Annotated in this window: 25 protein-coding genes; 16 read left to right on the forward strand and 9 right to left on the reverse strand. The window is 64.6% G+C overall.

From position 1 onward, the window contains the following. Positions 1 to 63 precede the first annotated feature (63 nt). Entirely contained in the window at positions 64 to 885 is an 822-nt protein-coding gene (locus B6V73_RS10425; RefSeq protein ID WP_088725197.1) for a BadF/BadG/BcrA/BcrD ATPase family protein, read from the forward strand. Then, entirely contained in the window at positions 873 to 2015 is a 1143-nt protein-coding gene (gene nagA, locus B6V73_RS10430; RefSeq protein WP_088725198.1) for an N-acetylglucosamine-6-phosphate deacetylase, read from the forward strand. Before B6V73_RS10425 ends, nagA begins: the two co-directional genes overlap by 13 nt. Here nagA and serB read toward each other — a convergent pair. Together serB and B6V73_RS10440 are read right to left on the reverse strand one after the other, a co-directional pair. Continuing rightward, positions 1991 to 2863, reverse strand: a complete 873-nt coding sequence (gene serB / locus B6V73_RS10435; protein ID WP_088719835.1) for a phosphoserine phosphatase SerB — start codon at positions 2861 to 2863, stop codon at positions 1991 to 1993. The genes nagA and serB overlap by 25 nt on opposite strands. A 122-nt stretch (positions 2864 to 2985) precedes the next feature. Continuing rightward, positions 2986 to 4044 carry a glycosyltransferase family 2 protein gene (locus B6V73_RS10440; protein ID WP_088725199.1) on the reverse strand — a complete coding sequence of 353 codons (1059 nt, stop codon included), beginning with the start codon at positions 4042 to 4044 and terminating at the stop codon, positions 2986 to 2988. Positions 4045 to 4349: 305 nt separating this feature from the next. Between B6V73_RS10440 and B6V73_RS10445 the strand changes: the two genes are divergently transcribed. The 3 genes from B6V73_RS10445 (at position 4350) to B6V73_RS10455 (ending at position 7964) form a co-directional block, all read left to right on the forward strand. Further along, on the forward strand, positions 4350 to 5495 hold the full coding sequence (locus B6V73_RS10445) for a phosphoserine transaminase (RefSeq protein WP_088725200.1): 1146 nt from the start codon (positions 4350 to 4352) through the stop codon (positions 5493 to 5495). Positions 5496 to 5565: 70 nt separating this feature from the next. Beyond that, positions 5566 to 7161 (forward strand): phosphoglycerate dehydrogenase, encoded by a 1596-nt coding sequence (gene serA / locus B6V73_RS10450; RefSeq protein ID WP_075775352.1) that lies wholly within the window; start codon positions 5566 to 5568, stop codon positions 7159 to 7161. 68 nt (positions 7162 to 7229) lie between these two features. After that, positions 7230 to 7964: a metallophosphoesterase family protein gene (locus B6V73_RS10455; protein ID WP_088725201.1), complete on the forward strand. Its 735-nt coding sequence runs from the start codon at positions 7230 to 7232 to the stop codon at positions 7962 to 7964. Positions 7965 to 7967: 3 nt separating this feature from the next. Here the strand turns inward: B6V73_RS10455 and B6V73_RS10460 are convergent, their stop codons facing one another. Then, entirely contained in the window at positions 7968 to 8840 is an 873-nt protein-coding gene (locus B6V73_RS10460) for an MBL fold metallo-hydrolase (protein WP_088725202.1), read from the reverse strand. Positions 8841 to 9004: 164 nt separating this feature from the next. Here B6V73_RS10460 and B6V73_RS10465 point away from each other — a divergent pair, with 164 nt between their 5' ends. Both B6V73_RS10465 and B6V73_RS10470 read left to right on the forward strand, forming a co-directional pair. Next, positions 9005 to 10180, forward strand: coding sequence for an acetyl-CoA C-acyltransferase family protein (locus B6V73_RS10465; RefSeq protein ID WP_088725203.1), 1176 nt, complete (start codon positions 9005 to 9007; stop codon positions 10178 to 10180). A gap of 145 nt (positions 10181 to 10325) precedes the next feature. Continuing rightward, a complete protein-coding gene (locus tag B6V73_RS10470) occupies positions 10326 to 12539 on the forward strand; it encodes a response regulator (RefSeq protein WP_088725204.1) in 2214 nt (737 codons plus the stop codon). Here B6V73_RS10470 and recQ read toward each other — a convergent pair. After that, positions 12536 to 14599, reverse strand: coding sequence for a DNA helicase RecQ (gene recQ / locus B6V73_RS10475; RefSeq protein ID WP_088725205.1), 2064 nt, complete (start codon positions 14597 to 14599; stop codon positions 12536 to 12538). The two genes, B6V73_RS10470 and recQ, sit on opposite strands and share 4 nt — an antisense overlap. Then, positions 14599 to 14898, reverse strand: a complete 300-nt coding sequence (locus tag B6V73_RS10480) for a YggT family protein (RefSeq protein ID WP_075775346.1) — start codon at positions 14896 to 14898, stop codon at positions 14599 to 14601. The genes recQ and B6V73_RS10480 overlap by 1 nt, the downstream gene beginning before the upstream one ends. 127 nt (positions 14899 to 15025) lie before the next feature. Between B6V73_RS10480 and B6V73_RS10485 the strand changes: the two genes are divergently transcribed. The 9 genes from B6V73_RS10485 to dxs all read left to right on the forward strand — a co-directional run bounded on the left by B6V73_RS10485 (position 15026) and on the right by dxs (position 23447). Further along, entirely contained in the window at positions 15026 to 15559 is a 534-nt protein-coding gene (locus B6V73_RS10485; RefSeq protein ID WP_088725206.1) for an acyl-CoA thioesterase, read from the forward strand. Between the two features lie 103 nt (positions 15560 to 15662). Further along, positions 15663 to 17018: an MFS transporter gene (locus B6V73_RS10490; RefSeq protein WP_088725207.1), complete on the forward strand. Its 1356-nt coding sequence runs from the start codon at positions 15663 to 15665 to the stop codon at positions 17016 to 17018. Next, complete coding sequence (gene mepA / locus B6V73_RS10495) at positions 17015 to 17911, forward strand: penicillin-insensitive murein endopeptidase (RefSeq protein ID WP_088725208.1); 897 nt, start codon at positions 17015 to 17017, stop codon at positions 17909 to 17911. The genes B6V73_RS10490 and mepA overlap by 4 nt, the downstream gene beginning before the upstream one ends. Beyond that, positions 17884 to 18813, forward strand: coding sequence for an esterase-like activity of phytase family protein (locus B6V73_RS10500; RefSeq protein WP_075775342.1), 930 nt, complete (start codon positions 17884 to 17886; stop codon positions 18811 to 18813). Before mepA ends, B6V73_RS10500 begins: the two co-directional genes overlap by 28 nt. 87 nt (positions 18814 to 18900) lie before the next feature. Then, complete coding sequence (locus B6V73_RS10505) at positions 18901 to 19533, forward strand: queuosine precursor transporter (RefSeq protein ID WP_088725355.1); 633 nt, start codon at positions 18901 to 18903, stop codon at positions 19531 to 19533. A 347-nt stretch (positions 19534 to 19880) separates the two neighbouring features. Beyond that, complete coding sequence (locus B6V73_RS10510) at positions 19881 to 20276, forward strand: cytochrome c (protein WP_088725209.1); 396 nt, start codon at positions 19881 to 19883, stop codon at positions 20274 to 20276. Positions 20277 to 20401: 125 nt separating this feature from the next. After that, complete coding sequence (locus B6V73_RS10515; RefSeq protein ID WP_075775339.1) at positions 20402 to 20638, forward strand: exodeoxyribonuclease VII small subunit; 237 nt, start codon at positions 20402 to 20404, stop codon at positions 20636 to 20638. Further along, complete coding sequence (locus B6V73_RS10520) at positions 20639 to 21505, forward strand: polyprenyl synthetase family protein (protein WP_088725210.1); 867 nt, start codon at positions 20639 to 20641, stop codon at positions 21503 to 21505. A gap of 19 nt (positions 21506 to 21524) precedes the next feature. Beyond that, positions 21525 to 23447 carry a 1-deoxy-D-xylulose-5-phosphate synthase gene (gene dxs, locus B6V73_RS10525; protein ID WP_088723138.1) on the forward strand — a complete coding sequence of 641 codons (1923 nt, stop codon included), beginning with the start codon at positions 21525 to 21527 and terminating at the stop codon, positions 23445 to 23447. A gap of 42 nt (positions 23448 to 23489) precedes the next feature. Here dxs and B6V73_RS10530 read toward each other — a convergent pair whose 3' ends face one another. Genes B6V73_RS10530 through B6V73_RS10545 form a run of 4 tightly spaced genes read right to left on the reverse strand, consistent with a single transcriptional unit; the run spans position 23490 to position 26313 of the window. After that, positions 23490 to 24107 (reverse strand): HAD family phosphatase, encoded by a 618-nt coding sequence (locus B6V73_RS10530; protein ID WP_088725211.1) that lies wholly within the window; start codon positions 24105 to 24107, stop codon positions 23490 to 23492. Continuing rightward, the gene (locus B6V73_RS10535) at positions 24100 to 24558 is read right to left on the reverse strand and encodes a YaiI/YqxD family protein (protein ID WP_075775335.1); all 459 of its coding nucleotides are present in this window, start codon (positions 24556 to 24558) and stop codon (positions 24100 to 24102) included. Before B6V73_RS10535 ends, B6V73_RS10530 begins: the two co-directional genes overlap by 8 nt. Further along, positions 24555 to 25385: an S-formylglutathione hydrolase gene (gene fghA / locus B6V73_RS10540; RefSeq protein ID WP_075775334.1), complete on the reverse strand. Its 831-nt coding sequence runs from the start codon at positions 25383 to 25385 to the stop codon at positions 24555 to 24557. The genes B6V73_RS10535 and fghA overlap by 4 nt, the downstream gene beginning before the upstream one ends. A 10-nt stretch (positions 25386 to 25395) precedes the next feature. Then, a complete protein-coding gene (locus tag B6V73_RS10545) occupies positions 25396 to 26313 on the reverse strand; it encodes an AEC family transporter (RefSeq protein ID WP_088725212.1) in 918 nt (305 codons plus the stop codon). Positions 26314 to 26344 lie beyond the last annotated feature (31 nt).

Here is a 26344-nt window from a genome sequence, read left to right on the forward strand (position 1 = left end):
TTCGTTACGCGCTTTCTCTCGGGTTCGCTATTTGGCACTGTTACGCAGAAAACGGAGGCGGGGATGCATTTCATTGCAGTCGATGGCGGAGGCAGCGGATGCCGGGCGGTGTTCGCCGATGCGTCAGGCCGCGTCATCGGGCGCGGCGAGGCCGGCCCCGCGAATATTGCCTCCGATTACGACGCCGCGCGGCGGAATATCTTCACCGCCATCGAAACCGCGATGGGGCCCCTCGATGCACCCAAGATTCGCGGGGTGCTCGGGCTGGCCGGGGCGAACCATGCGCCCGCCGCCGAGGCTTTGGCCGCCGAGCTGCCTTTTCCCGCCCGCGTCGTGCAGGATGTGACGACCTCGGTGCGCGGCGCCCTAGGACCGGAGGACGGTATCGTCGCGGCCATTGGCACCGGCTCGTTCTTCGCGCGGCAGCTGGGCGGTCAGCAACACGCGATCGGTGGCTGGGGCTTGCGGCTGGGCGATGAGGGCTCGGGCGCTTGGATGGGCCGGGCGCTCGGAATGCGAGCGGGGCGTGCGCTGGATGGTTTCTGCCCGGTGACGCCGCTGCTGCGCGACTTCCTCGACGAGATGAACGGGCGCAACGGGCTGATCGCGTTCAGCCTCGACGCCACACCCGCCGATTGGGCGCGATTTGCGCCGCGCGTCCTGCAGTCGACCGACCCTGCCGCGGTTGCCGTGCGCGAGGCTGCGCAGACGGAGATCAGGGAGGCCATCGCACTGTTGCAATCCGAAGAGCCGCTGCCCGTGACGTGGCTCGGCGGACTTGGACAGGGTCTGGCGGTGCAAGATTGGCCGCAGCGGACGGCGAAAGGCAACGCGCTGGACGGTGCCTTGGCATTTGCGATGGAGGATGCGTTTTGGACAAGTTGATCCTGACGGGCGCGCGCGTTTTCGATGGCGCCGCTTTCCACGAAAACTATGCAATCGTGCTGGAACAGGGTCGAATCTCGGCGCTCTGCCCGATCGCGGAGCTGCCAGAGGGCGAGGTGATCGAGTTTCCGGGAGGCACGCTCGCGCCCGGGCTTGTCGATCTGCAGGTGAACGGCGGCGGCGGCGTGATGCTCGACGGGCGCGCGACGCTGGAGACGATCGCGACGATCTGTGCCGCGCATGCCGATCTTGGCGCGACGACGATCCTGCCGACGCTGATCACCGACACCCGCGCCGCGACCCAGACCGTGCTGGCGGCAGGTATCGCCGCAGTGTCTCGAGTACCGGGCTTCGGCGGGCTGCATCTGGAGGGCCCGCATCTCGACCCGAAGCGCCCCGGTTGTCACCCGCCGGGCTGCATCCGACCGATGGACGAAGAGGATATCGAGACGCTGCTGGAGGCGAAGACCGGGCTGCCCGCGCTGATCGTGACGCTCTCGCCCGCCAACGCGACGCCCGAACAGATCGCGCGCCTCTCCGATGCCGGTATCGTCGTCAGCCTCGGCCATTCCGATTGCAGCTTCGCGGAGGCTCAGGAGGCCATCTCGGCAGGCGCGCGGATGGTCACCCATCTCTTCAATGCGATGAGCCAGCTGGGCTCGCGCGAACCCGGCCTCGTCGGCGCGGCGCTGTCGCAGCCGGTCTCCGTGGGGCTGATCGCGGACGGCATCCATGTGCATCCCGAGACGATCCGGCTGGCGCTGGAGGCGAAACGGCAGGGCGAGGTCTTCCTCGTCTCCGACGCGATGGCCTGCGCCGGGTCCGATCTGACCGAGTTTGATCTCGCCAGTCGCCGCATCCTGCGCCGCGACGGGGCGCTGCGGCTGGAGGACGGCACGCTCGCCGGGGCCGATCTGTCGCTGCCGCAGGCGGTGCGCTTCATGATCGAGAAGGTTGGCGTATCACCGGAACAGGCGCTTGCGATGGCAAGTCGTATCCCGGCCGAGGCAATCGGCGCGCCGGTGGGCCGGATCGCCCCCGGTCTCGCAGGGGATCTGGTGCATTTAGATGACGATTGGCGCCTGACCGAAGTCTGGCAGGGCGGTCAGGCGAAATCTTCCACCGCATAGCCCTGAATGTAGAGCAGCGCGCTCAGATCGCCGAAGTTGATCCGGATGTCGCATTCGGCGGCAACGGAGGGCTTGGCATGCAGCGCCACGCCCGCACCGGCGAGCTTCAGCATTCCCAGATCGTTCGCCCCGTCGCCCACGGCCATGACCTGCGCGTGATCCAGCTTCAGTTTTTCCGAAATTTCCAGCAAAGCCTGAACCTTGGCCTCGCGCCCGAGGATCGGCTGCGAGGGCACGCCCGTCAGCTTGCCATCCTCGACCAGCAGCAGGTTCGCGCGGTTCTCGTCGAAGCCCAGCGTCTCCGCGACATAGCCGGTGAAGGCCGTGAACCCGCCCGAGACCAGCACACAGTAGGCACCATTGGCCTTCATCGTCGCGACCAGATCGTGCCCACCGGGCATGAAGCTGATGCGGTTCGCGATCACCTCGGAAATCACGCTCTCGGGCAGCCCTTTCAGCAGACCGACCCGCTCGGTCAGCGCGCCTTCGAAATCCAGCTCGCCATTCATCGCCCGCGCGGTGATCTCCTTCACGCGTTCACCCACGCCCGCCACGTCGGCCAGCTCGTCGATGCATTCCTGCTGGATCATCGTCGAGTCCATATCTGCCAGCAGCATCTGCTTGCGACGCCCCTCGGCGGGCTGCACGACCAGATCGACGCCCAGCCCCTGCAGGCCCTCCCACGCCTCCCAACGATTCGACGGCACGCGGTCCACCATGAACTCAGCTGCGACATTCGGGTTGAGCCAACGCGCATCGCCACCGCCCCATGCGCCACAGAGCGCATCGAGCGTGCCTTGATCCAGATTGGCCTCTTTCGGGTCAGCGATCAGCGTGGCGGTAAACATGCGCGCTCCTTGGGGAATATCGGCTCCGAATTTTGATGCCGGAATTAGACCAATTTCCCGGCGCATGCCAGAGCATCGCCACGGGACAACCTGCGCCTCCTCTCCGGGTGTCGGTCGCCTCGCTATTTCTCGGCTTCACCCTTTCCGGAACGCTCCGCGCGCGTTGCTATCTCTGTCTGGCAGACTTCGCGGAACGTCTTCCAGACCTCCGCCATCTCGGGGTCGGCTTTCAGTTCGGCGATCCGCGCATGATGAGCGTCGATCGCCGCAGTGTGCAACGCGGACAACACCGGATCTTCGAGGAAGCGGCCCATCTCGCGCCGGATCGCCAATCCATAGCGCAGCATGGTCAGGTTATCTTCGCGCGCAGAGCTGCGTTTGCGCGCATAATTGGCAGTCAGCCGGTCCGGCCGCACCGCGTCGCCGCGCTCCATTTTAAGTAACAGGCTTTCCGCCGAGCGTACCGAATAATGCGCGAGCCATGCCTGATCATATCGCCCGCGCACATCGTAGCCGCGATCCGTTCCGACACGGAATTTACGCGGCACCGGGACGCCGGCACCGTCGAGCCAACGAATGCCGCGCCGTCGCTCCATCTGCGGACGATGGTTGTTCCATTCGAGGACCGTCGGCGTGACCTTTGCGATCGTCTTCACGCCACGACGGGCACGGCGCGCTCCGGGTCTCATGTCGATCGCCCAGGTGAACCGCTCGGTAACGAGACCTTCTTCGAAGCTTTCTCGCCCTCCGAACCCGAAGAGCAGCTCGCCGAAGGAGATCGCATCGGGATAATCGTGCAATGCCAGAAGCCCCGGAAGGGTGCCATCCGCCACGTCGATATGCAGAAATTCGTCGGTATCGCAGATCATCGTGTAATCGGCCTCGCGATGGCGCCGCAATTGCGACCCGTAAGCCAAGGCTTGTCGATGGAAGCGTTTGGTGTCCGCCAGATATGCTGGGTTGGGCAAGTGTTGCACTACCCCGAGAGCATCGAGCCGGTCCAGAATCGCATCCGTGCCGTCGAAGCAGTCGTTCGAAAAGACGATGAAATCGGTCACCCCGAGATTGCGCCAATGGGCCAACCATTCGAGGATGAAAGGCCCTTCGTTCTTCATCAGGGTGATGATGCAAATTCGCATCGGCGTGATCACGGCTGCCTCCGGGGCGCTGTCTTTAGTCATGTCTGAAAGCTCTTGGGTCGCCCAGTTCGAGCGGAGTGACGCGAACAAATGTCACGAACTGAACGATTTATCATACTGTTTATAATATAAGATTCTGCCTTGGCTCATATGCTCGCCGGCGCGTATCGTTGAAACGATACAACATCACGACCGCCGCACCAGTCTGCATCGAGATCCGGCATCATTTTGACGCAGGTGTGGCCTCGCGGTGAATTCTCCCCTTGCACCAGAGCGGACCCACGCGTACATCCGGCGGCGGGACACCCTTCCCCAACGAAGGGCATATATCTGGAAGGATACCAGCAATGGCTATTCAAGCTCCGGCTACGCGGCCGGCAAACCCGCGTTTTTCTTCGGGCCCCTGCACGAAGATCCCTGGTTTCTCCCTCGACATGCTCAATGACGCGCCGCTGGGCCGTTCGCACCGTGCCGCTATCGGCAAGGCGAAGCTGAAAGAGGCGATCGACACCACCCGCGAAATTCTGGGCGTGCCCGCCGATTACCGCATCGGCATCGTGCCCGCCTCCGACACCGGCGCCGTCGAAATGGCGATGTGGTCGCTGTTGGGCGAGCGCAAGGCGACGATGGTCGCTTGGGAAAGCTTCGGCGCGGGCTGGGTGACCGATGTGGTCAAGCAGCTCAAGATCGAGGCCGAGACGAAGACCGCCGACTATGGCGATATCGTCGATTTCTCCACCATCGACTTCAACACCGACGTCGTTTTCACGTGGAACGGCACCACCTCGGGCGTGCGCGTCCCGAATGGCGATGCGATCCCGGCGGACCGCGAAGGCCTCACCATCTGCGACGCCACCTCGGCCGCTTTCGCGATGGAGCTGCCCTGGGACAAGCTCGATGTCACCACCTTCTCCTGGCAGAAAGTACTGGGCGGCGAAGGCGGTCACGGCGTGCTGATCCTGAGCCCCCGCGCTGTCGAGCGGCTCGAGAACTACTCCCCCGCCTGGCCGCTGCCGAAGATCTTCCGCATGACCAAGGGCGGCAAGCTGAATGAGGGCATCTTCAAGGGCGAGACGATCAACACCCCCTCGATGCTCTGCGTCGAAGACTACCTCGTGTCGCTGAACTGGGCGAAGTCGGTGGGCGGGCTGAAAGGCCTGATCGACCGCGCCGATGCCAACGCGAAAGTCGTCTGGGATTTCTGCGCCGCGAAGCCGTGGATCGCGAACCTCGCCAATGATCCGGCGACCGCGTCGACCACCTCGGTCTGCGTGAAGTTCACCGACGATCGCATCAAGGATGGCGCGGCCTTCGCCAAGGCCGTCGCCAAGCGGCTCGAAGCTGAAGGCGTCGGCCTCGATCTCGGCGCCTATCGCGACGCCCCGGCCGGTCTGCGCATCTGGTGCGGCTCGACCGTCGAGACGGCGGATGTCGAGGCGCTGATGCCTTGGGTCGAATACGCCTTCGAGGCCGAGATCGCCGCGCAAGCGTGATCCGTGACAGATTGGCGGGCCTCCGGGCCCATCCTTTCCCGATATTCTGAAAATTCAAGGAGCCCAGAAAATGGCCCCCAAGGTTCTCGTCTCCGACAAGCTCTCGGAAACCGCCGTCCAGATCTTCCGTGACCGTGGCATCGAGGTCGATTTCGAACCCTCGCTCGGCAAGGACAAGGAAAAGCTCGCCGAAGTGATCGGCAAGTATGACGGTCTCGCCATCCGCTCGGCCACCAAGGTCACGGCGAAACTGCTCGAAAGCGCGACCAACCTGAAAGTCGTCGGCCGCGCCGGTATCGGCACCGACAATGTCGACAAGGAAGCGGCTAGCAAGAAAGGCGTGATCGTGATGAACACGCCCTTCGGCAACATGATCACCACCGCCGAGCACGCCATCGCGATGATGTTCGCCGTTGCGCGCCAGATCCCCGAAGCCGATGCCTCGACGCAGGCTGGCAAATGGGAAAAGTCGAAATTCATGGGAGTCGAACTGACCGCCAAGACGCTCGGCGTGATCGGTGCGGGCAATATCGGCGGCATCGTCTGCGACCGCGCGCGCGGCCTGAAGATGAAGGTCGTGGCCTATGATCCCTTCCTGAGCGAAGAGAAGGCGGCCAATATGGGCGTCGAGAAAGTCGAGCTGGACGAACTGCTGCGTCGCGCCGACTTCATCACTCTGCACGTGCCGCTTACGGATTCGACCCGCAACATCCTCTCGAAGGAAAACCTGCAGAAAACCAAGCCCGGTGTGCGCATCATCAACTGTGCGCGTGGCGGCCTGGTCGACGAGCAGGCGCTGGCCGATCTGATCAAGTCGGGCCATGTCGCAGGCGCGGCCTTCGACGTCTTCGCCGAGGAACCGGCGACCGATAACGTCCTCTTCGGCCTGCCGAACGTGGTCTGCACGCCGCACCTCGGCGCCTCGACCACCGAAGCGCAGGAGAACGTGGCCCTGCAGGTGGCAGAGCAGATGTCGAACTACCTGCTGGACGGCGCCGTCGAGAACGCGCTCAACATGCCCTCGATGACCGCTGAAGAAGCGAAAGTCATGGGTCCCTGGGTGAAACTTGCGCAGCACCTCGGCGGCTTCATCGGCCAGATGACAGAGGACGCGATCAAGGCGATCAACATCACCTTCGACGGTGTGGCGTCCGAGATGAACCTCAAGGCGCTCGACGCGGCTGTCGTTTCGGGCATCCTCAAGGCCAGCCAGCCGGACGTGAACATGGTCTCCGCCCCGGTCATCGCGAAAGAGCGCGGCATCCAGATCTCGACCACCTCGCAGGACCAGACCGGTATCTTCGAGGGCTACATCAAGGTCACCGTCGTCTCGGAAAGCAAGGAACGCTCGATCGCGGGCACCGTGTTCTCGGATGGCAAGCCGCGCTTCATCCAGATCAAGGGCATCAACATCGACGCCGAAGTGGGCGAGCACATGCTCTACACCACCAACGACGACGTGCCCGGCATCATCGGCAAGCTCGGCACGATCCTCGGCGAGAAGGGCGTGAACCTCGCGAACTTCACCTTGGGTCGTTCCAAGCAGGGCGGCGAAGCGATCGCCATCGCCTATGTCGACGAGGCGGTCAGCGCGGACGTTGTCGAGGCGCTGAAAACCTCGGGCGGCTTCAAGCAGGTCAAGCCGCTGGAATTCGTCCTCGGCTGACTTAGCTGAACGGTTGAAACCGGGCCCTCCGCCGTGCGCGGGGGGCCTTTGCATTGGAAGGGGCACTCATGCGGACCTACGCGATCGGCGACATTCACGGGCATCTCGACAAGCTGCGCAGGGCGCATGACCTGATTGCGGCGGATCGCGACGCCTATGGCGAGACGGAGGCCCCGATCGTGCATGTCGGCGATCTGGTGGATCGCGGACCGGACTCGGCGGGTGTGATCGACTACCTGATGAAAGGTCAGCAGAGCGGCGAGAACTGGATCGTGTTGCGCGGCAATCACGACCGGATGTTCCTGGGCTTCCTCGACGATCCCTATACCGAAGACCCGATCCTCAGCGCAGAGGTCTCCTATCTCAATCCGCGCGTGGGCGGCGAGGCGACACTGGAGAGCTACGGCATCCCCGACGCGTTCTCGCGCCCACTCGACGAGGTCACATCGGAGCTTTCCGCCATCCCGCAGTCCCATCGCGACTGGCTCGAGCACCAGCCCGCCTATTTCCCCCGCGGCGAGGCGATCTTCGTTCACGCAGGCATCCGCCCCGGCTTGGCGATGGAGGATCAGGTGGAGGATGATCTCCTGTGGATCCGCAAACCCTTCCTGACCGACGGCCGCGACCACGGGGCGCTGATCGTGCATGGGCATACAAATATCAAGGCGGCCACCCATTACGGCAACCGCCTCAATCTCGATTCCGGCGCGGGCTATGGCCACCCGCTCTCGACCGTGGTGATCGAAGGCCGCGACGCGTGGCTGCTGACCCCCGAGGGCCGGGCCGAACTGCCACGCGGCTAACGCTTACCGCGGCTCGAAATAGTCGAGCGGGATTTTCAGGTAAGACCGACCATCCCCCTCGGCCTCGGGCTTGCGCCCGCCGCGGATATTCACCTGCAAAGCGGCCAGCATCAGCTTGGGCAGCGGCAGGGTCGCATCGCGTTCTTCACGCGTCTTGATGTACTCCTCGCGGGAGATGCCGTCCTTGACGTGCTTGTTGTGCTTGCGGTGATCGGCCACGGTCGCGCCGGTCTGCGGCTCCTTGCCCTCGCCGGGATAGTCGTGCCCGATGAACAGCCGCGTCTCGGCGGGCAGATCGAGAATCGCCCGGATCGAATCCCACAGCTCGGCCGCAGAGCCGCCCGGAAAATCCGCCCGGCTCGTGCCGCTTTCGGGCTGCATCAGCGTATCATGCACGAAGGCCGCATCGCCCACGACATAGGTGATCGAGGCCAGCGTATGCCCGGTCGAGAGCATCACCTTCACATCGAGATTGCCGATCCTGAACGTCTCGCCCTCGGCGAACAGGTGATCCCATTGCCGCCCGTCCTGCGACAGCTCGGGCGTGTTGTAGATCTCGGCCCAGAGGCTTTGCACCGTCCGCACGCGCTCGCCGATGCCGCGCTTGGCGCCCAGTTTCTCGGCCAGCCAGACGGCGGAGGAGAAGTGGTCGGCATGGGGATGCGTATCGAGCACCCACTCCACGTCGATCCCCTCGGCCTTGACGTAATCGAGGATTTTCTCGGCATTGCCCAGGGTCGTGGCGCCCGCCTGCGGGTCGTAATCCCAGACCGGATCGACCACCGCCCCCTTCATCGTATCGGGGTCGTGAAAGACGTATTGCCAGCTTCCGGTGGGTTTATCCCAGAACCCTTTGACGATCGGGTTGGCAGTCATGTCGGCCTCCTAGTCATATTCGTTTTCTAGAATGTGTTTCCTATGTCGCGAGTTTCAACCCGGCTCCCTTGGCAAATGACGTCTCGTCATAACCATGCGGGCGCGCTGGCGCGGGGTCAGCCCATTCGCTACCCTCGCGCCGACCCAAACATTGGAGGCTACCCATGACCGGTATCGTCATTCTCTCCGGCACCCGCACGCCCATCGGCACGTTCGGCGGCACGCTGTCCGGCTTCGCGCCGATTGACCTCGCCACCCATGTCTCGAAAGAGGCGATCTCGCGGGCGGGCGTGTCGGCGGACAAGATCGGTCAGGTGGTCTTCGGCCATATCATCAACACCGAACCGCGTGACATGTATCTCAGCCGCGTGGCGGCGGTGAATGCCGGCGTCCCGGTCGGCACGCCCGCGATGAACGTGAACCGCCTTTGCGGCTCCGGCGTGCAGGCGGTCGTGTCCGCCGCGCAGATGCTGATGCTGGGCGATGCCGATTTCGCGCTGGCAGGCGGTGCCGAGGTGATGAGCAAATCGCCCTATATCCTGCCCGCCGCCCGCTTCGGTCAGAAGATGGGCGACGCGAAGATGCTCGACATGATGACCGGCGCGCTGTCGTGTCCCTTCGGCACCGGCCATATGGGCGTGACGGCCGAGAACGTGGCCGCCGAGTGTTCGATCTCGCGCGAAGAGCAGGACGCCTTCGCGATGGAAAGCCAGGAGCGTGCGGCAAAAGCGATCTCCGAGGGCCATTTCAAGGAAGAGATCGCCCCCGTCGAGATCACCACGCGCAAGGGCACGACCGTCTTCGACACCGACGAGCACCCGAAACAGACGAGCCTCGAGAAACTCGCCTCGCTCAAGCCGGTCTTCCAGAAGGACGGCTCGGTCACCGCGGGCAACGCCTCGGGCATCAATGACGGTGCGGCGGCACTGGTTCTGGCCCGCGAAGAGGCCGCGAAAGAGGCGGGTCTGACCCCGCGCGCCAAGATCACCGGCTACGCCATCGCGGGCGTCCGCCCCGAGGTGATGGGCCTCGGCCCGATCCCCGCCGTGCGCGCGCTGCTGGAAAAGACCGGCATGCAGGCCTCCGAGTTCGACTGGATCGAAAGCAACGAAGCCTTTGCCTCGCAGGCGCTGGCCGTCTCGCGCGAGCTGGGTCTGGATGCGTCGAAGGTGAACCCCGATGGCGGCGCGATTGCGCTCGGCCACCCGGTCGGCGCCACCGGCGCGATCCTGATCGTGAAGGCGCTGCACGCGCTGGAGCGCACCGGCGGCAAGCACGGCCTCGTCACCATGTGCATCGGCGGCGGCCAAGGCATCGCGCTCTCGATCGAACGTCTCTAAGGCCCGGTCTTTGAGGCTCAAGCGGGCGGGCAATCCATAGCAATTTAAGGATTATCCCGCCCGCCCATCATCGCGGTTAACCCGCCTTTCACGCAGCACTGCAACTCTGCCTCCCGGACCACACGGGGGGGGCTTTGCCGCGTCCATGCACAAGGCGATCGCAGAGAAACTGGCACGGGAACGCCGCGGGCGACTCGCGGCGGAAAAGCTGTTGGAGCAGAAGCGCCAGGAACTCTTCGCCGCCAACCAGAAGCTGGCCCAGCACGCAAGGATGCTCTCAGATCAAGTTGTGGAGCAGCGCGAAGGTCTTGCCCGCGCGCTTAGCGAACGCGAAACCCTGCTGGGCGAGAACAGCCGCGTGCGCAACGATCTCGAACGGGCCAATTCGCTCGCCCAGATCGCGCAGGCCCGGCTGTGGCACGCGGTCAATTCGATCTCGGACGGCTTCGCGGTCTTCGACAGCGATCTGCGCCTCGTCGCCGCCAACCAGTTGTTCCTCTCCTTCTTCGAAGGCGAAATCGCGATCGGCGTCGGCGTCGCCTATGACGAAGTGATGCGGATCGCGGCAGAGCGCGGTGTCTTCGACCTGCAGGGGCGCGATCCGCACGATTGGCATTTCGAGATGTGCGAACGAATCCGTCGCACCGAGATCCCCCCGATGGCGCTGCGCACGCAGGATGGCCGCTGGTTCCGGCTCAACGACACATGGGGCGCGCAGGGCGATCTCGTCACCTTCGCGCAGGACATCACCGGCGCCGTCGCGCGCGAAGCGGAGTTGCGCGATGCCCGCGACCGGGCGGAGGCGGCGAACCGCGCGAAATCCGCCTTCCTCGCCAATATGAGCCACGAGATCCGCACGCCGATGAATGGCGTCGTCGGGATGGCGGACCTGCTGGTCGAGACCGATCTGACCGAGGAACAGCGCTTGTTCGCCGAGACCATCCGCTCCTCCGGCGAAGCGCTTCTGACCATCATCAACGACGTGCTCGATTACTCGAAGATCGAGGCGGAGCGGATGCGGCTTTACCCCGAACCCTTCGATCTGGAACGCTGCCTGCACGAGGTGACGGTGCTCTTGCAGCCCTCTGCAAAGGACCGCGATCTGAAGCTTCTGGTGGATTACGACCTGTTCCTGCCCACCCGGTTCGAGGCCGATCCCGGACGGATGCGTCAGATCCTGACCAACCTTCTGGGCAATGCGGTGAAATTCACAAAAGCCGGTCACGTCCTCGCCCGCGTCGTGGGGGTCGAACGCGAGGCCGGTCACTACGAGCTGCACATCACCGTCGAAGACACCGGCATCGGCATAGCGCCCGAGCTGCTCGATCACGTCTTCGGCGAGTTCAACCAGGTCGAGGCCGAGAGTAATCGCAAGTTCGAAGGCACCGGGCTTGGTCTTGCGATCACCCGCCAACTGGTGGAGTTGATGGGTGGCGAGGTCTGGGTGGACAGCGCGCTTGGCGAAGGCTCGTGTTTCGGCCTCAAACTGGTGCTGCCCCGCGCCGAACCGGTCGAGCCGATCGACGCCCCCTCCCCGCCGATCACGCTGCACGCGGCGCTGGTGGTCGACGATCTTCTGGTCAATCGCGTCATTCTGGAGCGGCAATTGCAGACCTACGGGCTGGAGGTGACGCTTTGTCGCTCCGGCGAGGAGGCGTTGCAGGTGATCGAGGATGGCAGCGCTTTCGACGTGATCCTGACCGATCACCAAATGCCCGCACTTGATGGGGTCGCGCTCGCGCAGAGGCTTCGGGCGGATGGCGGCGACGTGCCGATCCTGCTGCTCAGCTCCGACCCGGAGGCTGCGAAGGCCGCGATGGACGAGGGTGTCACCGGCTGTCTGCAAAAACCGGTGCTGCGCTCGGAACTGTTCCGCGCATTGCAGGACCTGTCGCGGGCCGCCGAAGCGACACCTGATCCGCCGCCTCCCAGCCCGCCGCCAGACCTGACCGAGCGGCGTGCGATGCGGATCCTCGCCGCCGAGGATAACCGCACCAATCAGCTGGTCTTTTCCAAGATGGTGAAGGATCTCGATATCGATCTGCGCTTCGCCAATAACGGGCATGAGGCCGTCGCGCTGTGGCGCAGCTTCCAGCCCGATCTGATCTTCATGGACATTTCGATGCCCGGCATGGACGGGCGCGAGGCGGCGCGCGAAATCCGGGCTTTGGAAGGCGCGGCACATGTGCCGATCTGCGCGCTCACCGCCCATGCGATGGAGGGTGATAGCGAAAGCATCCTCGCCGCCGGGATCGATCACTACCTGACCAAGCCTTTGAAGAAACGAGAGATTACCGAACGCATCCAGTCGGATCGCCCCGCAGATGCACGCCCACCCGCGGTCGACCAACCCGCCTAGCGGTAGTCGGCCAGCACCGCCAGGAACGCCTCGGCAAAGCGGTCCAGCTTCGCCTCGGGCAGGTTGGAAATCCGGGCGAGGTCATCGCGCGAGCGCGGCTTCGTCTCCGCGATCTTGCGGATCGTCGAGGCCGAGCAGGAGAGCGGGCGATCATAGCCATCCGCGCCGCGTTCGAGATTTCGCTGCGCATCGGCCAGACGGTCGTAAATCTCCCCCTCGGTCGAACCTGCGAGCTTGCGGCGCAGCGGGTGCATCTCTTCCACCGCGCCGGCGATCACCTCCAGAAACTCCGCGCCGTAGCTTTCCAGCTTTTTGGCACCGACACCGCTGATTCCGGCCATCTCGTCGAGCGTTCCGGGGCGTTTCTCGGCCATCTCGATCAGGGTGCGGTCGGTGAAAACGACATAGGCAGGCACGCCCTGCGCCTCGGCCAGCGCGCGGCGCTTCGCCTTCAGCGCCGAAAGAAGCGGCGCGTCGTCGTCGCTCACCAGCGTCCGGACCACGTGTTTGGTCTTCGCCTTCGCCACCAGATCGCGGCGCAGCGTGATCGACTGCTCGCCGCGCAGGATCGGATGCGCGGTCTCGGTCATCACCAGCGCGCCGTGCCGCGCGGCGTCGGGACGGATCAGGTCATGCCCCATCATCTGCCGGAATACCGCCTGCCATTGCGCCCGGCTCAGATCGCGCCCGACCCCATAGGTCGGCAGCTTGTCGTGGCCCCATTGCTTTATCTTGTCGGTCTGCGAGCCCAGCAGAATCTCGATCAGATGCCCCGCGCCGAACCGTTCCTCCGAGCGCAGCGCGGCGGACAGCGCCTTGCGCACGGCCTCGGTCCCGTCGAACAGCTCGGGCGGCGTGTCACACAGGTCGCAATGCCCGCAGGGCGCGGCCTCTTCGCCGAAATAGCGCAGCAGCTTCACCCGGCGGCATTCGGTCGCCTCGGCCAGACCCAGCAGAGCATTCAGCCGCCCGTGATCGGCCTCCTTGCGCTCGGGCGGGGCGAGCCCTTCGTCGATCTGGGACCGGCGCAGCTTGATGTCGTCGGGCCCATACAGTGTCAGCGTCTCGGCGGCGGCACCGTCGCGACCCGCGCGCCCGATCTCCTGATAGTAAGCCTCGATGCTCTTGGGCAGATCAGCATGGGCGACCCAGCGGATATCGGGCTTGTCGACGCCCATCCCGAAGGCGACCGTCGCGACCACGATCAACCCGTCTTCCTGCTGAAAGCGGGTCTCCACAGCGCGGCGGTCATCGGCCTCCATCCCGCCGTGATAGTGACAGGCGAGATGCCCGGCCTCGCTCAGCGCCTTGGCCAAGCTCTCGGTCTTCGCCCGCGTGCCGCAATAAACGATGCCGGATTGCCCTTTTCGCGCGGCCGCGAAGCGCAAAATCTGTTGGCGTGGCTGATCCTTGGGCGAAAAGGCCAGATGGATATTCGGTCGGTCGAAGCCGCGCAGGAAGCTCTCGGGGGGCTGGCCGTCGAACAGGCGCGTGACGATCTCGGTCCGGGTTTCTTCGTCGGCAGTCGCGGTAAAGGCCGCAAGCGGTACGCCAAGGCTGCGGCGCAGCTCGCCGATGCGCAGGTAGTCGGGGCGGAAATCATGGCCCCATTGGCTGACGCAGTGCGCCTCGTCCACCGCGATCAGACTGACGCCTGCGCGCTTCAGCAGGTGCTGCGCCCCGCCAGAGGCCAGACGTTCGGGCGCCATGTAGAGAAGCTTCAGCCGTCCTTCGTCGATCGCGGTGAAGACCTCTTCGGTCTCCTCCTCGGTATTGCCCGAAGTCAGCGCGCCCGCCTCGACACCCGCCTGCCTCAATGCGCGGACCTGATCGCGCATGAGCGCGATCAGCGGCGAGATCACCACGGTCACGCCCTCGCGCGCCAGCGCAGGCAATTGATAACACAGGGATTTCCCGCCGCCCGTCGGCATGATCGCCAGCACGTTCCGGCCCTCGATCACCGCGCGCACGATCTCTTCCTGACCGGGTCGGAAGGCGTCGAACCCCCAGACTCGCGCCAGTAGCTCTGCGGGGGCTTCGGCTGCCACAGCCGCAGGCATCAGAAGCTGTTGCCGTAGAAGAAGGCCGCGTTGTTGAACAGCGCCTGACGGATGATGATCAGGATGATGAAGGCCACCAGCGGCGCCAGATCGAGCCCGCCCGTGTCGGGCAGGAAGCGACGGATGCGCCCGTAGATCGGCTCCAGCAGGTTATTCAGGCCGAACCAGATTTGCGCCACCAAGGGTTGGCGCAGGTTCAGTACCTGAAAATTGATAAGCCAGCTCATGATGATATGGGCGATCATGACGAACCAGATGACGTTCAGGATCAGCACCAGGGCCTGAAAGAGCGTGACCATCGAAACCTCCGCTTTGGATCGCAAAGACAGGTAAGCGAGGCGCCGCGGCATTGCAACCGCAGGCTCACGCGCATTTTCCGTAACGTCTCTCTTGACCGTCCCGCGGCGTCGCAGCACCAGTGCCCGCATGTACCCCGTTATCCGTATGGCCAAAGAGATCGTGAAGTTCCGCAACGCCCCGGCGCTGCCGATCACGGGTACCCATGTCAGCCAGCATATCTGCTGGCCGTGGGACATCGACCTCTGGATGGAGCTGAACAACGGGCGCACGCTGACGCTCTACGATCTCGGGCGAATTCCGCTTGCGATCCGCACAGGGCTCTGGGGCGCACTGAAGCGCAACAAATGGGCCATCGTGGTCGCCGGGAACACCACGCGCTATCGCCGCCGGGTGCAGGCCTTCCAGAAATTCGAGATGCGCTCGCGCTGTCTTGGCTGGGACGATCGCTGGATCTGGCTAGAGCATGCGATGTTCACCGAAAGCGGCGAATGCACCTCGCATGTGCTGATCCGTGGTGCCGTGACCTCGAAGAAGGGCATGATCCCACCGGCGCAGGTTCTGGGCGAGATGGGGCAGGACGCGACCTCGCCGCCGCTGCCCGAATTCGTGACCGCCTGGGCCGAGGCCGACCTCAAGCGTCCCTGGCCGCCGCAGATGTGACACTGCCGCGCCCGCGGCATGCCCCGACCGTCGAACCCCTTGCCAGACCGTCCCTTTTCGGGCTTGATCGCCGCAATTGCTGGCGCGGCGGGGAGAGGGCGACATGATCACGGCGAAGAAACGCATCTGGGGCTGGTGGTTCTTCGACTGGGCGAGCCAACCCTATAACACGCTGCTGATCACCTTCATCTTCGCGCCCTTCGTGAAAGACCTGATGGGCTCGGGCACCGCAGCGCAGACCGTCTGGGGCTATGGCGTGGGCATCGCGGGGATCATCATCGCGCTCGGCTCGCCCTTCCTCGGCGCGATTGCCGACCGGTCGGGGCGGCGGATGCCGTTCATCTGGGTCTTCTCGGTAATGTACGTTCTGGGCGCGTGGGGGCTATGGTACGCGGTGCCGGGCGATTTCAAGCTGATGGCGATCATGATCAGCTTCGCCATCGGCATGATCGGTATGGAATTCGCGACCACCTTCACCAATGCGATTCTGCCCGATCTGGGGCCCCGCGAAGAAATCGGGCGCATCTCCGGCTCGGGCTGGGCGTTCGGCTATATCGGCGGAATGATCACGCTGTTCATCATGCTTTTGCTGCTGCAGGCGAGCCCGACGACCGAGAAAACCATGCTCGGGATCGAGCCGCTGTTCGGCCTCGACGTCGCCACGCGCGAGGACACCCGCGCGGTCGGGCCGCTCACCGCGATCTGGTACGCGGTATTCATGATCCCCTTCTTCCTCTGGGTGCGCGAGCCGCGCAAAGCCGACGCGCTGCCCATCGGCACGGCTCTGCGCGGCGCATGGCCGGAACTGCGCGCGACGCTCCGCGCGCTGCCACATCGGCGCTCGCTGACCTCGTTCCTGCTCAGCTCGATGTTCTATCGCGATGCGCTCAACGGCATCTACACCTTCGGCGGGCTCTACGCGGCGGGCGTGCTGAACTGGTCGATCACCCTGATCGGCATCTTCGGCATCCTCGGCACGATCACCGGCGCGACTTTCGCATGGCTCGGCGGCAAGGCGGACGACCGCTGGGGGCCGCGCACGGTCATCATCACGACGCTCGTGATCCTCACGCTCGTGGTGCTCGGCATCGTGATGATCTCGCGCGAAAGCGTCTTCGGCATGGCCGTCACCCCCGACAGCAAACTGCCCGACATCGCCTTCATGGTACTTGGCGGCATGATCGGGGCCTGCGGCGGCGCGCTGCAATCGGCCTCGCGCACGATGATGGTGCGTCAGGCCGACCCGGAAAAGATCACCGAGCATTTCGGCCTCTACGCGCTGTCTGGCAAGGCCACGGCCTTCATCGCGCCGCTTGCAATCGGGATCACGACGCAGATAAGCGGAAATCAGTCGACCGGCATCACGCCGATCATCGTTCTTTTGCTTTTGGGCCTGGTCCTGCTAGGCTTCGTGAGAAGCCACGGAGACCCTGCGCCCGAAGGACCCCCCTCACCATGATCGCGAAATTACTCGCCGCCGCTCTTTCTTTCAGCCTGATTGCCGCCCCCGGATTCTCCGAACCGCTCGCCCGCCAGCTTTTTGGCGCGGAAGCGGTAGCCTCGGCGCAGGCGCCCTCTGCCATCGGCTTCTATTCGCGCGGCTGCGCCGCCGGGCTGCAACGGATGCCCGAGAGCGGGCCGACATGGCAGGCGATGCGCCTGTCGCGCAATCGCAACTGGGGCCAGCCTGCAATGCTGACCTATCTGCAGGACCTGTCGCGCTACGCCGCGACCCTGCCGGGGTGGAACGGGCTCTATATCGGTGACATTTCCCAGCCGCGCGGCGGCCCGATGACCGGCGGCCATGCCAGCCACCAGATCGGGCTGGATGCCGACATCTGGATGCTGCCGGCCACGAACCTCAATCTCAGCCGCGCCCAGCGGGAGAAGATCTCCTCGATCTCGGTGCGCACCGCCGACCAGCGCCATATCAACGGCAACTGGACGCGGCAGCATCTCGAGCTGATGCGCCATGCCGCCGCCGATCCGCGGGTCGACCGCATCTTCGTCGCCGCTGCGGTGAAAATCGCGATGTGCAACACGGTGCCGCGCAACGACCGCGCTTGGCTGCAGAAAATCCGTCCGATGTATGGCCACAACACCCATTTCCATGTCCGCCTGAAATGCCCGCCCGGTGCGCGCTATTGCCAGACGCAGAAGCCGACCGTGGCGCAGCTGTCGAAGGGAGGCGACGGCTGTGACGAGACGCTGAACTGGTGGGTGACGGATTACCTCAACCCGCCGAAAACCGCAGCGAAGCCCAAGCCGAAAGGGCCGCCGAAAAAGAACGCCAAGACCTACGTCATGTCGGACCTGCCTAGCCAATGCCGCGCCGTTCTGTCTTCGCGCTGATCGCGGGGGCGGGGCTGGCGGTTCTCGCGGGGCTCGCGCCGGCCGGACCGGAACCGCGCGCCCGCTTCCTGCAAAGCTATCACTGGACGATGCCGGGCGTGAGCGTCTTCGGCGGCTTCTCGGGGCTCGAGCTGGGCCCCGACGGGCGCAACTTCATCACCCAATCCGACCGCACGACAATCTGGCGCGGGCGGCTGGACCGGGACGCGCAGGGCCGGATCAGCGACGTCGAAATCACCAACGGGCCGAACTGGCTTCACAGCTCCAAGGGCCGCGTGCTCAACCGCCATCAGGGCGACAGCGAAGGCTTGGCCCTGGCGCCCGACGGCTCGGTCTACATCTCCTTCGAAGGGCTGGCGCGGGTGTCGCATTTCCCGACCGACGGCGGTCCGGCCGAGCTACTGCCGCGCCCGGATGCCTTCGCGAAGATGCAGAACAACTCCTCGCTCGAGGCGCTGGCGATCGACGATCAGGGCACGCTCTACACGATGCCCGAACGCTCGGGCGCGAAGGACAGGCCCTACCCGGTCTGGCGCTATCGCGATGGCAAATGGGATCAGCCCTTCGCCATCCCGCGCTCCGATAACTGGCTGCCGGTCGGTGCGGATTTCGGGCCCGATGGCCGCTTTTATCTGCTGGAGCGCGACTTCTGGGGCCTTCTGGGCTTCCGCTCGCGCGTGCAGGTCTTCGACATCAACGGCGATTCGATCTCGGGCGGCGAGGTTCTGCTGGAAACCGGCGCGGGACGACACGACAATCTCGAGGGCCTGTCAGTCTGGCGCGACGACGAGGGTGCGATCCGCCTGACGATGATCTCCGACGACAATTTCCGGTTCCTGCAGCGCACCGAAATCGTCGAATACGTCCTGCCCAACACGCGCCGCACCGCCAAGAAGGATTGACGCGCGCGTCGTGACGGCGTATCGCGCGCCCTTGCCCGGGCTGATCCGGGCCATGTCTCCGCTACCATGTAAAAACGGTTGAACATCATGACCCGCTATATTCCTGGCATCATTGCCATGGCCGCAATCGTCGTGGCCTCGAACATCCTGGTGCAATTCCTCGTCGGCGACTGGCTGACCTGGGGCGCCTTCACCTACCCCTTCGCCTTCCTCGTCAATGACGTGATGAACCGTGTCTACGGCCCCGGTGCCGCGCGTCGCGTGGTCTTCGCGGGTTTTGTCGTGGGGGTGATCTGCTCGCTCATCGGCAGCCAGATCATGCTGCAGGGTGACGGCTTCACCTATCCGGCGGTGACGCTGCGCATCGCGCTCGGCTCCGGCGCGGCCTTCCTCGTGGCGCAGATGACCGACATCTTCGTCTTCGACAAGCTGCGCGACGGCGTCTGGTGGCGCGCCCCGGCGATCTCGACCCTGATCGGCGCCTCGCTCGATACGCTGATCTTCTTCTCGGTGGCTTTCTCGGCCGGGCTGACCTTCCTCGATCCGGGCAACGACGTGTCCTGGGCGAATGAGACCCTGCCCCTGTTGGGCGTCGGGCCGACAGTGCCGCTCTGGGTGTCGCTCGCCACCGCCGACTGGCTTGTCAAACTTGCCCTGACTTTGATCGCACTGCTGCCTTTCAAGGCACTCGTCACGAAACTTTCTCCAAGACTTGCGTGATTTTTCTTGCCACACACAAAATCTGTGGCACGCTGTGGATAACGGCAACGCATGAAAGGAGGTGGTCCAGTGTCTAGAGTGATAGTGGAGAGAGGTGTCGGGACAGTGAGGGGGGCCGTGGCCTGAGGGCAAACCCTAGGGCAAAGAACCCTGACTGGGACGGCTGGATCCTTCGGACCCTAACCGGACCATCTCCGTAGATCTCGGAGGGTCATCTCGAATAGAGATGGCCCTTTTCGTGGGGCGCTCCGTAGCATACGGGGCGCCTTTCTTCGTTGACGCCGATCACAGACGTGATCACGTTTCGCGCCTACCCTTCCCCTGCGTCATCTTTGTGGGAGGATACAATGCGCTTCACTTACCTCATCGCCGCGGCATGTCTCGCGGCGACGCCGGCCATCGCTCAGAACGCCGATGTCGGCAAAGTTCTCTACGACCAATATTGCGCCAGCTGTCATGGCGACGACGGCACCGGCACCGGGCCGATGGCCGAATATCTGACCGTGAAACCTGCCGATCTGACCGGGCTTGCCGCCGCGAATGACGGCGCGTTCCCGATGCTCAAAACGATCCACATCATCGACGGGCGCACGGGCGTGCGGGCACATGGCGGGCCGATGCCGGTCTTCGGCGAGGTGTTCATGGACCAGGGCGGGCACGGCGCGCCGTATTACACCGACGTGCTGGCCACGCGTGGGCGCGTCCTCTCCCTCGCGACATATCTCGAATCGCTCCAGAAATAGGCGACAAGACGTTCACTGCTGGGCCGGGTTCGCGGGGTGATCTCGACTCCGCGAGCCGGATATGGTTTGCAGGAAGCCGGGCGTCAGAGCCTTATTGGACGACATATCACCGGGAATGCAGATTGATGAGCGATATTAACGCGCTGAGCTTCGAAGAGGCGATGAAGGCCCTCGAGGAAGTCGTGGGCAAACTTGAACACGGCGACGTGCCCCTCGACGAGTCGATCAAGCTCTACGAGCGCGGTGCCAAGCTGAAAGAGCATTGCGCCAAGCTTCTGAAGGAGGCCGAGGCGCGGGTCGAGAAGATCACGCTCAATGCCGACGGCGCACCGCAAGGCACGGCCCCCGCCGAAGGTCTGTAAATGTTCTCCTCCCGTTTGAAAGAGGTGCAGGCGGCCGTTCAGGTCGCGCTCGATGCCGCCGTGGCGCGCCAGCCGGAGGGGCCGTTGCGCGACCCGATGCATTACGCGCTGCAGGGCGGCAAGCGGCTGCGCGCCTTCCTCGCGATCGAAAGCGCCGCGATCTTCGGAATTCCCGAAGCTCAAGCGATGCCCGCCGCCGCCGCGGTCGAGGCGCTGCACGCCTACAGCCTCGTGCATGATGATCTTCCCTGCATGGATGACGACGATCTGCGCCGCGGCCAGCCGACGATTCACGTGAAATGGGACGAGGCCACCGCCGTGCTCACCGGCGACGTGCTGCAGACGCTTGCGTTTGAGCTTTGCGCCGATCCCCTCCTCGGCCCGGCAGAGCGGCGCATCGCGCTCAGCCTCGCGCTTGCGAAAGCCTCCGGCGCGGCGGGCATGGGCCACGGTCAGGCGCTCGACATCGCGGCGGAAAGTGCCACCAATCCCCTTTCGCTGAGCCAGATCACCGCGCTGCAGGCGGGCAAGACCGGGGCGCTGATTTCGTTCGCGTCGCGCACCGGCGCGATCCTCGCGGGCGAAGACGAGGGCCCTCTGAGCGATTTCGCCGATGCGGTCGGTCTGGCCTTTCAAATTCACGATGACATCCTAGATGTGACGGGCTGCGAAAAGGCCGCCGGGAAGCGGGTCGGCAAGGACGCCGAGGCCGGCAAGGCGACCTTCGTTTCGCTGCTCGGCCTTGCTGGCGCGCGGCTCCGCGAGGGCGAGTTGATCGACCAGGCGATAGACGCGCTTTCACCTTACGGCGAGGAAGCGGAAAACTTGCGGGCCGCTGCGCGTTTCGTTATCTCCCGCGAAATGTAGCGCGCCTAGGGGGCAGCCAATGAGCGACAACCCGAACGACCAAACGGCCACGCCGCTCCTCGACAAGGTGCGACTGCCGTCCGATCTGAAAGGCCTTTCCGATGCCGAGCTGAAAACGCTCGCCAACGAGTTGCGCGCCGAGACGATCTCGGCGGTGTCGCAAACCGGCGGGCATCTGGGCGCGGGTCTCGGCGTCGTCGAGTTGACGGTCGCGCTGCATGCCGTGTTCGACGCGCCGCGCGACAAGATCGTCTGGGACGTCGGTCACCAGTGCTACCCGCACAAGATCCTGACCGGGCGTCGCGACCGCATCCGCACGCTGCGCACCAAGGGCGGGCTGTCGGGCTTCACCAAGCGCTCCGAATCTCCCTACGACCCGTTCGGCGCGGGCCATAGCTCTACCTCGATTTCGGCCGCGACCGGCTTCACGATGGGCCGCGAGCTGGGCGCTGAAACTGGCGACGCGATTGCCGTGATCGGTGACGGCGCGATGTCGGGCGGCATGGCTTTCGAGGCGATGAACCACGCAGGCCACCTGGGCAAGCGCATGTTCGTCGTGCTCAACGACAACGAGATGTCGATCGCCCCGCCCGTCGGCGCGCTGTCGAGCTATCTCACGCGGCTTTACTCCGAGGCCCCGCTGCAGGACCTGAAATCCGCCGCCAAGGGCGCGGTCGGTCTGCTGCCGGTGCCGTTCCAGCTGGGCGCGCGCCGCGCGAAAGAGATGCTGAAAGGCATCGCGATGGGCGGCACGCTGTTCGAGGAGCTCGGCTTCTCCTATGTTGGCCCGGTCGACGGACACGATCTCGATCAGCTTCTGCCGCTGCTGCGTACGCTCAAGGCGCGCGCGACCGGCCCGGTATTGATCCATACGCTGACGAAGAAGGGCAAGGGCTATGCCCCCGCCGAGAGCCGCCCCGATGGCGGTCACGCCACCGCGAAATTCGACCTCAACACCGGCGAGCAGAAGAAATCGCCCTCCAACGCCCCGAGCTACACCAAGGTCTTCGCCGAAAGCCTGATCAAGGAAGCGGCGAAAGACGAGAAGATCGTCGGCATCACCGCCGCCATGCCGGACGGGACCGGACTGAAGCAATTCGCGGGCGTCTATCCGCGCCGCTGTTTCGACGTGGGCATCGCCGAGCAGCACGCCGTCACCTTCTCTGCCGGTCTCGCGGCCTCCGGTATGAAGCCGTTCTGCGCGATCTACTCGACCTTCCTGCAACGCGGCTACGACCAGATCGTCCATGACGTCGCGATCCAGCGCCTTCCCGTGCGCTTCGCCATCGACCGCGCCGGTCTGGTGGGCGCGGATGGTGCGACCCATGCGGGCTCGTTCGACGTGGGATTCATGTCCTCGCTGCCCGGCATGGTCGTGATGGCCGCCGCCGACGAGGCGGAGCTGGTCCATATGGTCGCCACCGCCGCAGCATATGACGACGGCCCGATCGCCTTCCGCTATCCGCGCGGAGAAGGCATGGGCGTCGACATGCCCGAAGAAGGCGTGCCGCTGGAGATCGGCAAGGGCCGGATGATCGCGGAAGGCGCGCGCGTTGCGATCCTCTCCTACGGCACCCGTCTCGCCGAGGTTCTGAAAGCCCGCGAAGCGCTGCAAGCCCGCGGCCTTGCGCCGACCATCGCCGATGCGCGTTTCGCGAAACCGCTCGACACCGATCTGATCGACCGGCTGGTGGCGGAGCACGAGGCGCTGATCTGCATCGAGGAAGGCGCGGTGGGCGGCTTCGGCAGCCATGTCGCGCAATACCTCTCGGATCAGGGCGTCTTCGATCACGGATTCAAGTTCCGCTCGATGGTGCTGCCCGACACGTTCATCGATCACGCCTCGCCCGAAGATATGTATCACTCGGCGGGCATGGATGCGCCGCAGATCGAGGCGAAGGTGCTCGAACTTCTGGGCGTTGCGGTCGCGAAACGCGCCTGAGATAAGTTTTCCTTATTTTCGAGGCGGCTGCATAAGTTCAACTTATGCGGCCTCCGCCTCCTCCAGCAGCCCTTCCTCGACCAGCCGCCGCGCCCAGCCTTCGGGCCCATCGAAAAGATGCGTCTTCCAGCCGAAGGTATGCGCCGTCGCGATATTGTCGGCGCGGTCATCGGTGAAGATCAGATCCGAGCCGGACAGCCCCGACGCGTCCTCGACCATCTGATAGATCTTCGGATCGGGCTTCGTGACGCCCATATGGCCAGAGATGAAATCGCGGTCGAACTCGCGCAGGAACGGGTAATGCGTTGCCGCGAAATCGTAGCTTTCGATCCCGAAATTCGTCAGCGAGAAGACCGGTATCCCCTTGGCCTGCAGGGCTTTCATCAGCCGCTGCGAATGCGGGATACCCGGCGAGGCCATCTCGATCCAGTCGTCGTGCCAACGCCGGATCGCATCGCGCCAGCTCGGGTATTTCTCGGCCCATGCGTAGATCGTCTCGCGGAAGGGCGCGCCGCGGTCGATCTCGTCATTCATGCCGTGCAGATCGACCTCTGTGAACATCTGCTCGCAGGTCTCGCGCGGCATGATCCGGTCGTAATGCCGCTCGGGTTGCCATTCGATCAGCACGTTTCCGATGTCGAAGATAACTGCCTCAACCATTCTTAACCTCTCTTGCCGCCGCCCGCGCCACCCGGTCGAGCGCATCCGAGAACCGCGCCCGATCCGCCTTGGAGAACGGCTTGCCGCCGCCCTGCCGGAACGGATCGGCAGAGCGCAGATCCGCCATCAAATCCCGCGTTGCCAGAACGTTGCCGATATTGGCGGGCGTCAGCGCCTCGCCATCGGGGCGCAGGACGCGCGCGCCGGACTCGACGCATTTTGCCGCCAGCGGAATGTCATTGGTGATCACCACATCACCCACGGTCGCCCGCTCGGCGATATACATGTCGGCCACGTCCGGCCCCTGATCGACATAGACCATCTCGACCAGCGGATTGGGCGAGGGCCGCAACCCGCCATTGGAGACCAGCATCAGCTTGATCCCGAGACGGGTCGCGACCTTCTCGGCCTCGGCCTTCACCGGGCAGGCATCGGCATCGACCCAGATCACGCCCAGAGCGCCTCGGCGTGGAACTCGATGTGATCGGGAATGAAGGTCGAGACGAAATAGTAGCTGTGATCGTAACCTTCCTGAATCCGGAAGGTGCCGGGCTGACGGCGCGCGGCCATCGCCTCGGCAAGCGCCTCGGGCTTCAGGAGATCGAGGAACTGATCCGAGCCGCCCTGATCGATCAGCACTTCGCCGTCGAACCCACGCTCGCGCATCAGAAGCGTGGCATCATGCGCGGCCCATGCGGCCTCGTTGTCGCCCAGATAGGCGCTGAACTGCTTGCGGCCCCAGTCGCTTTGCGTCGGGTTCGCGATCGGCGCGAAGGCCGAGACGGACCGGAAGCGCTCGGGCTGGTGCATCGCCAGCGTCAGCGCGCCATGCCCGCCCATCGAATGGCCGGTGATCGCCTGCCGCTCGGGATCGATCTCGAAAGCGGCGTCGATGGCGTTCGGAAGTTCCTCGGCGATGTAATCCCACATCCGGAAATGCGGCGCCCACGGATCCTGCGTCGCGTTGACGTAAAAGCCCGCGCCCTGCCCCAGATCGTAATCCTCATGGTTGGCGACGCCCTCGCCGCGCGGCGAGGTGTCGGGGAACACGAGCGCGATCCCGTGCTCGGCCGCGAAAGCCTGTGCGCCCGCCTTGGTCATGGCGTTCTCATGGGTGCAGGTCAGTCCCGAGAGATACCACAGCACCGGAACCGGCCCGTCCTCGGCCTCGCGCGGCAGGAACAGCCCGAAGGTCATCTCGCAATCGTTGACCTTCGAGGCGTGCGAGTAGACGCCTTGGACGCCTCCGAAACAGCGGTTTTCCGAGATCGTTTTCATCAGAGCCTCCTTAGCCGTGAACCCAGTGGATGACCGCCGGAACCGTGAGGATCGAGACGGCGGTCGAGACGAGGATGGACGCCGAGACGCGCTGCGGCGCCACCCCGAAATGCTGCGCCAGAATATAGACATTGCCCGCGACCGGAAGGGCGGCGGCGGCGATCATCACGCCTGCCGCGAAGGGATCGACGTCGAAGATCAGAAGCGACGTGATCGCGATGGCCGCCGGATGCAGGAAGAGCTTGCCGAAGGACAGCCAGACCGCCGGCGCGGGTTTCTCCGCCGATTTCCCCGCGAGCGACGCGCCAATGGCGAACAGCGCGCCCGGCGTGGCGGCGGCGCCCAAAAGCGTCATGAATTCCTCAAGCGGACCCGGCATCGGCAGCTTCAGCCCCGCCCAGGCGAGCCCCGCCACCATCGAGACGATCATCGGGTTCTTCACAAGCCCCAGCGCGATCGGCGCGAGAGAGACCTTCCCGTGCCGCGCGGCGGTGATGAAGATCGTGATGATCGAGGAGAAAACGATCAGATCGCAGCTCAGCACCATCAGCACCGGCCCGACCGCTGCCGGTCCCAGCAGCACCACCAGCATCGGCACGCCGAGGAAGCCGGTATTGCCGGTCATCGAGGTATGCGCCTCCATCGCCGAAAGCGCGGTGGGAAGTTTGCGCGCCTTGGCGACGGCGAAAGTGATCAGCCAGACCGCGCCGGAGCCGGTCAGATACGCAAGGATGAACTGCGGATCGACGAGCGCGTCCAGATCGAGATTGGCGGAGAATTTGAACAGCATCGCCGAGAGCGCGAAGTAGAAGACGAACTTCGTCAGCCACGCGGTCGCCTCGGCGGTGAAAAAGCGGATCTGTCCGGCGAACCAGCCAAGCCCGATCAGGGCGAAAAAGGGCAAGGTCTTCAGAAAGATCTCGAGCATGGCCAAGGGCTAGCATGCGCCTTTGGCAAGT

Source organism: Thioclava sp. JM3 (assembly GCF_002213185.1).
GTDB classification, from domain to species: Bacteria; Pseudomonadota; Alphaproteobacteria; order Rhodobacterales; family Rhodobacteraceae; genus Thioclava; species Thioclava nitratireducens.